This window comes from Pedobacter foliorum (assembly GCF_013266735.1).
Lineage (GTDB): Bacteria > Bacteroidota > Bacteroidia > Sphingobacteriales > Sphingobacteriaceae > Pedobacter > Pedobacter foliorum.
The window spans coordinates 48467-59984 of sequence record NZ_JABSNU010000017.1; the positions used below are offsets into that span (position 1 = coordinate 48467).

The window sequence follows — 11518 nt, forward strand, 5'->3', positions numbered from 1 at the left end:
TTAAAAAAATACTTTTTAAGCTGAAAAATAATATATTAGCACTGGATAATAAGAAGATTTAGCATACTATATGGCAAAATTGTTGATAATTGATGATGAGAGAGCGATAAGAAGTACTTTACGTGAAATCTTAGAATACGAAAACTATGAAGTTGACGATATTGACAATGGTGTAGATGGGTTAGAACTCATTAAAAAGAAGAAATACGACCTTGTTCTGTGCGATATCAAAATGAATAAGATGGACGGCATGGAGGTGCTAGAACAAGCACTGGCTTACAGCCCGGATCTTCCATTCATTATGATTTCAGGGCACGGCACCGTTGAAACTGCAATAGAAGCGAGCAAAAAAGGGGCGTTTGATTTTATATCAAAACCACCCGATTTAAATAGGCTGCTAATTACGGTTAGAAATGCGCTAGACAGAGGTACTTTAGTTACTGAAACTAAAGTATTAAAGAGAAAGGTTAGCAAAACAAGAGATATTTTAGGTAGCTCTGAAAATATCAATAAGATAAAGGAAACCATTGAACGCGTTGCTCCTACCGAAGCAAGGGTATTAATTACCGGAGCAAACGGAAGTGGAAAAGAACTCGTTGCACGTTGGTTACACGAAAAATCTAATCGTGCTGATAGTCCTCTTATTGAAGTTAACTGTGCCGCAATCCCATCTGAACTTATTGAAAGTGAATTGTTTGGTCACGAAAAAGGCTCATTCACTTCAGCTGTAAAACAACGTATTGGTAAGTTTGAACTGGCCAATGGTGGTACACTATTTTTAGATGAAATTGGCGACATGAGTCTTTCTGCTCAGGCAAAAGTTTTACGCGCACTACAAGAGCACAAAATTACTCGTGTAGGTGGCGAAAAAGAGCTTGAAGTTAACGTTCGTGTACTTGCTGCAACAAACAAAAACCTCCTAAAAGAAATAGAAGATGGTAATTTCCGTTTGGATTTATACCACCGTTTAAATGTGATAAACATTCACGTTCCTCATTTAAGTGAGCGCGTTGATGATATCCCTGAAATTGCGCAGAATTTCCTTGAAGAAATTTGTAAAGAATATGGTATGCCGGTTAAAAAGATCAGCGAAAATGCCATGTCTGCATTGCAAGCCCTACCATGGACAGGTAATGTTAGGGAATTACATAATATGATTGAACGTTTGATCATTTTAAGTGATAAAATCATTACAGATTATGATGTAACTGCATTTGCTAATCCAGGTGGAGGAACAAATATAGGTGCAGCAGGCAGTATACCAAATGGATCTGCTCAAAGTAACACATCTCCAGCTACGGCTTATGATAAATTCACCAACTTTCAGGATTACAAAGACTATGCTGAAAAGGAATTCATCAAGTTTAAATTAGAAAAGAACAACTGGAATGTTTCTAAAACTGCAGATGATATAGATATCCAGCGCAGTCACTTGTATAGTAAGATTGAGAAATTCGGATTAAAAAGATCCGCAGAATAGCAAAAAAGCTCCTGACAAAATCAGGAGCTTTTTTATTATTATTCTCATCGTCATCCTGAATTTATTTCAGGACCCCTCAAGAGAAAGAAAGCCTAGCTAGTGCGAGGTCCTGAAATAAATTCAGGAAGACGATACTATTCCGCAGGATGACGATTTATTCCATATAATCGGCTTGCCTGCTCAACAAAGCCCTATACTTATTAAAAATAGCTGTCTTAGATACAAACCCCAGATAAGCTCCGCTTTCATCCAATACAGGCAACAACCAGGCGTTTTCCTTTTCCATTTTCTCTAACACCTTCTTTAGAGGATCAGAAACCTTTACAGTATCAGGTGCCGATTGCATCAAGTCATTTACAGAAAGATTATCCTCTTCAGTAATCTTCCTTTTCAATACATCCTCAACAAAAACCAATCCTTTAAAACTCCTGTCAGTACTTACCACTGGAAATAGATTTCTCTTAGAATGCAGAATCTCGGGCATTCTTGCAGAAACCAAATCATCTTCATTTAACTCGAGATAATCACGCTCAACAAGATATCTAAGTTTCATCATGTTAAGAACAGTGGTATCCTTATCTTCATGCGACATCAACTCCCCTTTCTCTGCCAAAGGCTTGGTATAGATTGAGTATTTATTTGCACTGCGGTTAATCAAATAAGAGATCGCAGAGGTAATCATCAATGGAACCATTAAAACGTAGCCACCAGTAATCTCAGCAATCAAAAATATACCGGTAAGTGGCGCATGCATAATTGCACTTAATGATGCTGCCATACCTGCTACTATGAAATTGGCAACATTCAAATGAGCAATACCCAAAGTGTTTGCAGAATGTGCCACAACAAAACCTATTAAACCACCTATCACCAAACTAGGAGCAAAAATACCCCCGTTTCCACCTGCTCCTAAAGTAATTAGGGTAGCACATGATTTAGCGAAAATGGTGATTACTGTAAAAAGTATAACCAGCCATGGCAAACTACTATACTCAGAGAATATACTATTAGTCATCACCGTTGTATAATTCCCACCAATCAAATTCTTAATGGTGATATATCCCTCCCCATACAATGTAGGAAATAAAAATACCATTAAACCCAGCATCAAGCCACCAACAACCACACGTTTATACGGATGATTAATTTTATAAAAGAATGATTTAATGAATGAATTTGCCTTAGTAAAATAGATAGAGAAAAGGCCAATAAGTACAGCTAGCAATACGTAGTACCCCAATGCATTCATCCTCCAGCCTTCAGTTACCAAATAGAAAAGTTGCTCATTAAAGAAGAACCTTGCTACTACAGCTGCTGTTGCCGAGGCTAGCAATAAAGGAATAAAAGCAGGTATGGTAAACTCCGGAAGCAAGATCTCTATTGCAAATACAATCCCTGCAATAGGACTGTTAAAAGCGGCTGATATTCCGGCCGCGGCACCACATGCCAAGAGCATGGTAGTTTCGCGGTAAGACAACCCTAAAAACCTGCCTACTACAGAACCAATACCCGACCCACTGGTTACAATTGGAGCCTCTAAACCTGTAGAGCCTCCAAAACCTACAGTTAAAGCCGCTGTAATAATCTGCGAATAGATATTATGAGGCTCAACCTTACTGGATTTTTTAGAAATGGTATAAAGCAAAGGCGTTAACCCTGTTTCAAACTTCCCCTTCCTTATAAACCTCCTTACATACATTACCGAAAGAAGTATCCCTATAAAAGGGAAAAAGAAGTATAGGTAATATTTGTACTGCCAGTGAAAACCAGTCTGTAAAAAATCCTCTATATGATGGGTTAACGTTTTTAAAAGTGCAGCTGCAAGACCGGCGAGAACACCAACAATCAATGCGGCAATAACCAGAAAATTACGGTTAGAAATTTTAGTTTTCCGGTATTGGTTAATTGAATCTACATAATTTACCAGCCGTACATACATAACTTACCTTTTATGCGTCAAATTTATCTAGTAGTTTGATCAACGTAGCAAAATCCTTAGGATATGGTGCATCAATAACGATATCCTTATCATCAAGTCCTTTAAACACCAAGTGACGGGCATGCAAAGCAAAACGCTTCATGATGGGTTGCTCCTCATCGTCTTTTGCTATACGATATCCCTTTTTCATTGTCGATAAGTATACAGGCTTACCTTTATACATATGATCTCCAACAATAGCCGCACGTTGCGTTGCCAGGTGGATACGAATCTGGTGCATACGACCAGTTATTGGCTTACACTCTACTAAAGTATAGTGACGATAGTTTTTGATAGAATTAAAATACGTTTCAGCGCGTTTTCCTTCTTTACGATCTATGGTTACACTCTTGTTCCCATCATTTAAAATAGGAAGATCGATAAACAAGTCTTTGAACATAAACTGCCCATCAACAACAGCATGATAAACCTTATTAACTTTACGCTTTTCGAATTGCATTGCTACAGAGCGATAAGCTTCAGGAGTTTTTGCAATGATGATTGCACCTGAGGTTTCCTTGTCTAAACGGTGACAAACCTGGGCATCAGAACTATATTGCTTAGCAAGACGTAAGATATTTACTTCACCAGAACCGCCGCGCTCATCTAAAGAGGCAACAAAAGGTGGTTTATTTACAACGATATAATCATCGTTTTCGAAGAGGATAATGTCTTTAAATGAAGGATATTTCAATTCAGTGTTTTTTTCAGAAGTAACTAGTGCATTCCAGCCTGTAAAGATGCCATTGAGCTCATTAACTACAGTGTAGTAAAAAGCTCAATGATCTTCCAGAATGCAAAAGTACTAAGAAAGTTCGAATTTATACCCCACTCCTTTTACAGTAGCAACATAAGTTTCGCCTAACTTCTCACGTAACTTGCGAATGTGTACATCAATTGTACGATTAGTAACCACTACAGAGTCTTCCCAAATGTTCTTCAAGATAGATTCTCTGGTATATACTTTACCTGGTTTAGAGGCCAATAGATAAAGTAATTCAAATTCTTTTTTAGCTAAAATTACCTTTTTCCCTGCCTGATAAACAAGATAAGCTTCTCTGTCAATTACCAGATCCCCTATTTCAACCTTGTTATCAGAAACCTCATCACCACTCGAATTTCTTCTTAATATTGCGTTAATACGACTTACCAATGCACGTGGCTTAATAGGTTTAGCGATATAATCATCTGCGCCAACATTAAACCCGGCTATTTCCGAATATTCCTCACTACGTGCTGTTAAAAACACCATAAAGGTATTTTTAAACTCAGGGATAGCCCTCATTAACCTACATGCCTCAATGCCATCCATCTTAGGCATCATGATATCCAGGATAATTAAATCAGGGTGTACCTTCTTTGCAATCGTAATGCCTTCCTGACCATTATTGGCTAAGAAAACCTGATATCCTTCTTTTTTTAAGTTATACTCTATTAACTCTAAAATATCTGGTTCGTCATCAACAATAAGTATCTTCTGTTTTACGGCGCTCATAGCTTTAATTATTTGTTACGAAATTAGGTAATCAATTATAATATACCGTTAAACTCATGTTAACAAATTGTTAATACAACCATGTATATTAACATGAATTTAGGGTTAGCGTAAAGTTTTATTTAAAAACGTCTCAAGCTCCTCTCCACGAAGGTTTTTTGCAATAATCGTGCCTTTTGGATCTATAATAAATGAGCTTGGAATAGCTTCTATTTGATACATTCTAACTGTTGAACCTTCAAAATCACTCAATTCACTAGCGTGACTCCATGTTAATTTATCATCAGCAATAGCTTTTTTCCATGCCGCAGGGTCTTTATCTAACGAAATACCCAAGATGGTAAAGTTCTTATCTTTATAAGTATTATAAGCTTTAACTACGTTTGGATTCTCTTGTCTGCATGGCATGCACCACGAAGCCCAAAAATCAAGCAACACATACTTTCCTTTAAAATCAGATAATTTAATTGGCTTTCCATCAATACCGGTTATCGTAAATTCTGGTGCCGGCTGACCAACCTGAACTGCTTTTAAGCTCGACATTCTCTTTAAAAATTCAGTTACAGCAGCATTGTCATTAAAGTTACCTTTAATTTTTTCAGAGTAAGCCACCATTTCTTTCTCATACTCTGCCGGATTTAACAGGTTCATTGCATAAAAACCAGCTAAAGACGCTGTGTTATCCTGAGCAAATTTCAATACTGCTTTATTCAATCCATCAATTTCAGCAGTATATTGAGGTCTCATTTGCTCCATAATCTCTTCTCTCTTGGTTGGTTGAGCAGATACTGCTTGATCAAACTGAGATTGTATTGCGGCAATTTTAGTCATGTACTCATGCTTAACTGTATTTAATTCTTGTAATTTATCAGCTTCAGCAGCACCTGATGTGTTATATGCTAATGATTTGTCGGCCAGATCAGCAGTGATTTTAATTTCATCACCATTCTTTGCAATAATCATGTATTCATTACTTCCTGCAGAAATTCTAAAGAAATCTGCTCCCGGTGTAGCGTGAGTAAACTTAAACTCGCCTTTTTCAGAAAGCACAGTTGAATCTAATGGCAATGCATTGTCTTTTTGCAAACCAAATAAATACACTTTGCTTTTTGGAGCAGCATTTTTGAACTCTCCATTAATTACAAACTTACTTTTATCCTTACATGCTGCAAAAGCCACACACAATACCAATATATACCCAATACGTTTCATCATAATATTTACTATTTTAATTTATCTTGTAATACTTCATTAATTTTTTGAGGATCTGCTTTACCTTTTGCCAGTTTCATTACCTCACCAACAAAAAGCCCTAACACACCTTTCTTTCCTTTTTTATAGGCTTGTACCTGTGCATCATATTTCGACAGCACTTCATCTACAAAGCCAGCTAACTCATCACTGTTTTCCTCTATTAACAAGTTATGATCAGCTGCAAGTTTATTTACATCCGCGCCCTCACTACTAACGATCAAAGGCAATAACTGTTGTAAAGCAATTTGCTGAGTGATCTTTTTATTGTCAACCAGGTTAATTACATCCGCAAGTTGTTCAGCACTAACCTTAAATGCTGATATGGTTATATCCTGCTCACTTAACAACGCTCTTACAGAACCTGTAAGCCAGTTCACCAGGCTCTTTTTATTTTTAACTATAGGCAATGCCGAATTGAAATAGGCTAGCAGCTCAACATCTTCAGCAAGCAATGTTGCTTCTGAGGCACTAACACCATAATCCTTTACCAGTCTTTTAGAAATCTCAGCGGGCAATTCAGGCATCGAAGCCTTTATTTGCGCTAGCCACTCATCAGAAATATGTATAGGTGGCAAATCAGGATCAGGAAAATATCGGTAATCATTAGCCTCTTCCTTGCTACGCATTGGCGATGTTGTCCCTTCCTCGGCATCAAAGTTTAATGTACTCTGTATAATTCTGCCTCCAGTTGTAATAACTTCCTTTTGCCTGTTAAATTCAAAATCCATCGCCCTGCGGACGTTTCTTATCGAATTAAGGTTTTTCACCTCACAACGTGTTCCAAATTCAGTAGTTCCGGCTTCACGAATAGAAATATTTGCATCGCAACGCAAACTTCCTTCTTCCATATTACCATCACTAACATTTAAATGGCGTACCAGCTTCCTCATCTCAGTTAAAAGAGCGGATGCTTCTTCTGAACTACGGATATCCGGTTCTGTTACAATCTCTATTAATGGAACCCCTGCCCTGTTTAAATCAACGTAAGAATATTGATCGTTTTGATCGTGCATACTTTTACCGGCATCTTCCTCCAGGTGTATTCTGTTGATTCCAATGCGTTTTTCTTCACCATTGCTCAGTGTTACATTCAGATAACCATTTTGACAAATTGGTTTGTTATCCTGTGTAATCTGATATCCTTTAGGCAAATCAGCATAAAAATAATTCTTTCTATCAAAAAAGTTAAGCTGATTAATGGTGCAATTTAACGCTAAGCCCATCCTAACGGCTTTGGCAACCACCTCCTTATTTAATTTTGGCAATGCACCAGGTAAAGCCAACGAAACAGCAGAGATATGTTCATTAGGTTTTGCACCAAAAGAAGCACTATCTGATGAGAATATTTTTGTTTGTGTATTTAATTGTACGTGGATTTCTAAACCAGATACTAATTCGAACTCTGATGCAGAAACTGAAGTTTTCGTACTCATTTATAGGCAATAATTAACTTAAATCAATATACGTTTAAGATACAAACATAACTATTTATGCGTTATTAATACAGGTTTGTAGCCATAATTATACTTATGGCATAAACTTTGGTTTTAATATAACACACACAAATAACAAATCATTTCTATGAAAAAACTATTTCTATTTGCGATGCTTGGATTTGCATCAATAATGGCCGTTAATGCACCGGCAAAAGCACAGGTAAATATTAGTGTCAATATTGGCTCACAGCCAAACTGGGGACCAAGGGGCTATGATTATGTAGATTATTACTACATGCCTGATATTGAAAGCTATTACTATGTTCCTACTCGTCAGTTTGTTTACTTCAGTGGAAACCGTTGGATCCATTCTCGCTCACTACCAAGTAGATATAGAGGTTACAACTTATATAGTGGCAGAAAATATGTGATCAATTCACCTAGGCCATACCATAACCACAATGTTTATAGAGCTAAATACGGCAGACATGATAATTGGAAAGGTAATAAAAGATATTACTCTGAAAGGTACCGTGAAGACAGACATCATGATAGAGGTAGAAAACAATACAGAGAAAGAGATAACAACAGATATCGCGACAATAGAAATCGTGATGATAGAGGTCGTAACAATAGACATTACGAAAACAAAAGAGAAGGAAGAGACCCTGGAATTGAAAGGATAATAAGGCCAAGAGGTTAAGCGCTTAATCACTAGCCATCCTTAAAGATACATCGTCATCCTTAACGATACATCGTCATCCTTAAAGGTACATCGTCATCCTTAAAGGTACATCGTCATCCTGAATTTATTTCAGGACCCCGCACTAGCAAGGCTTCTTTTCTCTTGAGAGGTCCTGAAATAAATTCAGGATGACGAATGCACTAAGACAAGTGTATTAAAACAAACCTATTCAAACATTAAAATTACATTCAATATTATTTATAATTAATACAAATAAGATATATTTGCCTGAAGATAAACAGAGTTATAAACTAACATTACCTATTCTTATGACTACTACCACCTCAGAAAAGAAAGCCGCCTTGCTAAAATGGCTCAAAAAAGTTGGTGTTTGGGGATTTCTATTCTTCCTTGTAAAAGGATTAATCTGGCTTGCAGTAGGATATTGGGCGTTAAAATAACCTTACCCAAAAAACCACCAATCCACCAACACCAATACACCACCAAAAACGCACCCTACCCCCAAGCCTTCCGTAAAAACCTTAACCAGTTAGCGCTCATTAGGTTTTCTACATCTACATCAGTATATCCTTTAGCCTTAAACAAAGCCGGGATCTTTTCAAGATCAGCAATTGTTTCCAAATCATATGGACACTGCTCCTTTCCAAAAGCACCATCAAGATCAGAACCAATACCAACATGATGCGTATTTCCTGCCAATTGGCAAATATGATCTATGTGGTCAATCATCACACCTAAATTGCAATTCATACCCTTTGGAGTAGACTGGCCGCGAACCCAGTTCGGCACCATCATCCAGGCATCTAAAGCACCGCCAATAACAGCCCCCCTTTCAATCAGCGCCTTAATCTGATCATCACTAAACTGGCGATTGTGATTTACCAAAGCCCTGCAGTTATTATGCGAAGCCCATACATTTCCATTAAAATGATCCAGTGCTTCCCAAAAACTATCATCACATAAGTGCGTAGCATCTAAAATAATATTCAGACGCTCCATTTCCTTAAGTAATTCATGGCCTTTTGGCCCCATCAACCCAGTTGCATCAGTACCCTGAGCATATCTTCCCGGGCCATAATGCGCAGGCCCAACAGCCCTTAAACCATTGCGGTAAGCTTTTTCTAAATGCCCAATGGTTACAATAGAATCAGCACCTTCTAAACTTAAAATATAGCCAATCGGCTTTTCAGCATTAGGAGTATCAGCGGCCCACAAAGCAAGGTGCTTTTCCAAACCATCCAGATTATTAATCTGAACCATTTCTCCTGCATCCTCCATAGCCCTATACCATGCCAACTGACCCTGAGTTTGTGCCCAAGCCTGTGCTGGCGAATGCCAGCCCGGCAAAGTATTTCCCGGAGCTACGAAGCGCGCAATTTGGGTAGCAACAACTAATCCAATGCCTCCCTTTCTAAGTTCAGGCAAAGAAACAACCGCTTTTGCCCTATCTGGTTTATCGGTCAACCCCTCTTCTCTTTCATTGATAGCAGAAACAGGCAAAGTCAAATCACGATTCCACTCCAGGGCATTCATACTTAAATCCAAATGCGCATCAACTGTAAACATAGGCTATATATTAATCTTTCTATTTCTCGAAGTAATGTTCCATTCGCCTGTAAAACGGCGTCCGGTAATAGTTGCCGCACGATCATACAAAGCTACTGTTGGGCAAATATGAATTGGCACTCCGTACAAAACATCCCCTACTTTAAACCCATGACCCCGAGCCAATTCAAGTACCAAATGCTCTTCACTCTGACTTACAATTTTAGCTTCAGGAGCATTCATAAAAGATACCCTTTTAGTAAGTTCATTCTCTGCAGCAACAGACTTATGTCCCAAATCCAGACATAACTTAGTTTCATTCAACAAAGAAATCACTCTGGTAACCAGAATTGCCGCTACATCATACTTTTGATCTTCAAAACGCTGATATCCGCTATCCCAAAGCACAAACGTACCCGGACTACACTCTACATCAGCCTGTTCCGCATAAAAAGGATAAGTAGGTGAACCACCGCCAACAATAACCGGCTTAGGCAAGCCCTTAGCCAAAATACTATCTTTTAAACTGTTAATAGCACTCCAACCGACAAGCCATTTCTCTCTTCTTAAAGACAAGGAAGTATCATGAATCTGACCATCATAACCATGTAAACCAACAGCATTTACACCTTCAGTCGAACTCATTTTCTCATAAAGAGCCAAGGCTCTTTCATCTGGCAAAATACCTGTCCTGTTCATACCTATATTCAAATCCAGAAACAAATTGATCTCCAAACCCGACTCAATAGCCGACACAGAAAGCTCATTTAATGAACTCAAGTTATCTACTAAACATGAAAAACGTGTTAAAGGAAAAGCTTTTACAAGCGATACGTACCTTTTAACTTTAGGCCCAACAGGCTGATAAGCCAGCAGCACATCAACTGCACCACAAGCACCCAACATCTCAGCCTCCGCAATTGTAGCACATTTATATTTAGTAATTCCGGCATCTATCATTAGCCTGGTAACCTCAGCCGACTTATGCGTTTTTACATGAGGACGCAATCTATCAACCGAATCAATGCTAGCCTTTAGCTTTGCAATATTCCCCTTAATCCGATCCGGATAAAAAGCCAGAGCCGGAGAATCTAGCTCATCTACATTATCAATGATATACCATTCTTGCTCAGCCATACTCTTAAACATCATGAAGTTCAAACAAAGCTTCAATCTCTACAGGGATATTATCAGGCAACGAACCAAAACCTACAGCGCTTCTGGTACCGATACCGTTTTCATCTCCCCAAACCTGAGCAAACAGCTCACTGCAACCATTAATCACAAAAGGATGTCTTTCAAAATCAGGTGTACAGTTTACCATACCTAAAACCTTGATTACCCTTTTTACACGGTTTAAACTTCCCAAATTTGTTTTTATGGTCGACAGCATGGTTAATCCAACCTGTCTGGCCGCAAGCTTACCCTCTTCTTTATCAAACTCAACGCCCACACGCCCAATTATCAAACTTTTATCGTCTCTAACAGGCCCGTGTCCTGATAAATAAAGATACTTGCCATCAATCAAAAAAGGCTTATACACACCCAAAGGAGTTGGTGCCGGAGGCAACGTTAATCCTAATTTTTCAAACTGCTCATCTGCATTAAAAGTTTCCATATCTAT

Annotated in this window: 11 protein-coding genes; 3 read left to right on the forward strand and 8 right to left on the reverse strand. The window is 38.2% G+C overall.

Going from position 1 to position 11518, the window contains the following annotated elements; translation table 11 throughout:
- The first annotated feature begins 70 nt into the window (after positions 1–70).
- Positions 71–1480: a sigma-54-dependent transcriptional regulator gene (locus tag HQN83_RS22575; RefSeq protein ID WP_173093602.1), complete on the forward strand. Its 1410-nt coding sequence runs from the start codon at positions 71–73 to the stop codon at positions 1478–1480.
- A 154-nt stretch (positions 1481–1634) separates the two neighbouring features.
- On the opposite strand, the gene HQN83_RS22580 is transcribed toward HQN83_RS22575, so the two are convergent.
- The 5 genes from HQN83_RS22580 to gatB all read right to left on the reverse strand — a co-directional run bounded on the left by HQN83_RS22580 (position 1635) and on the right by gatB (position 7640).
- Positions 1635–3419 carry a chloride channel protein gene (locus HQN83_RS22580; RefSeq protein ID WP_173093604.1) on the reverse strand — a complete coding sequence of 595 codons (1785 nt, stop codon included), beginning with the start codon at positions 3417–3419 and terminating at the stop codon, positions 1635–1637.
- Between the two features lie 10 nt (positions 3420–3429).
- Positions 3430–4152: an RluA family pseudouridine synthase gene (locus tag HQN83_RS22585; protein ID WP_173093606.1), complete on the reverse strand. Its 723-nt coding sequence runs from the start codon at positions 4150–4152 to the stop codon at positions 3430–3432.
- Between the two features lie 111 nt (positions 4153–4263).
- The gene (locus HQN83_RS22590; RefSeq protein ID WP_173093608.1) at positions 4264–4953 is read right to left on the reverse strand and encodes a response regulator transcription factor; all 690 of its coding nucleotides are present in this window, start codon (positions 4951–4953) and stop codon (positions 4264–4266) included.
- Between the two features lie 105 nt (positions 4954–5058).
- Positions 5059–6168 (reverse strand): TlpA disulfide reductase family protein, encoded by a 1110-nt coding sequence (locus HQN83_RS22595; protein WP_173093610.1) that lies wholly within the window; start codon positions 6166–6168, stop codon positions 5059–5061.
- 8 nt (positions 6169–6176) lie between these two features.
- Positions 6177–7640 carry an Asp-tRNA(Asn)/Glu-tRNA(Gln) amidotransferase subunit GatB gene (gene gatB / locus HQN83_RS22600; protein WP_173093612.1) on the reverse strand — a complete coding sequence of 488 codons (1464 nt, stop codon included), beginning with the start codon at positions 7638–7640 and terminating at the stop codon, positions 6177–6179.
- 148 nt (positions 7641–7788) lie between these two features.
- On the opposite strand from gatB, the gene HQN83_RS22605 reads away from it, so the two are divergent.
- Complete coding sequence (locus tag HQN83_RS22605) at positions 7789–8346, forward strand: hypothetical protein (protein ID WP_173093614.1); 558 nt, start codon at positions 7789–7791, stop codon at positions 8344–8346.
- Positions 8347–8657: 311 nt separating this feature from the next.
- The gene (locus tag HQN83_RS22610; protein WP_173093616.1) at positions 8658–8789 is read left to right on the forward strand and encodes an alanyl-tRNA synthetase; all 132 of its coding nucleotides are present in this window, start codon (positions 8658–8660) and stop codon (positions 8787–8789) included.
- 55 nt (positions 8790–8844) lie between these two features.
- Here the strand turns inward: HQN83_RS22610 and HQN83_RS22615 are convergent, their stop codons facing one another.
- Genes HQN83_RS22615 through HQN83_RS22625 form a run of 3 tightly spaced genes read right to left on the reverse strand, consistent with a single transcriptional unit; the run spans position 8845 to position 11512 of the window.
- A complete protein-coding gene (locus HQN83_RS22615) occupies positions 8845–9915 on the reverse strand; it encodes a dipeptidase (RefSeq protein WP_173093618.1) in 1071 nt (356 codons plus the stop codon).
- 3 nt (positions 9916–9918) lie between these two features.
- Positions 9919–11031: a D-TA family PLP-dependent enzyme gene (locus tag HQN83_RS22620; protein ID WP_173093620.1), complete on the reverse strand. Its 1113-nt coding sequence runs from the start codon at positions 11029–11031 to the stop codon at positions 9919–9921.
- Positions 11032–11035: 4 nt separating this feature from the next.
- The gene (locus HQN83_RS22625) at positions 11036–11512 is read right to left on the reverse strand and encodes a RidA family protein (protein ID WP_173093622.1); all 477 of its coding nucleotides are present in this window, start codon (positions 11510–11512) and stop codon (positions 11036–11038) included.
- Positions 11513–11518: the final 6 nt, after the last annotated feature.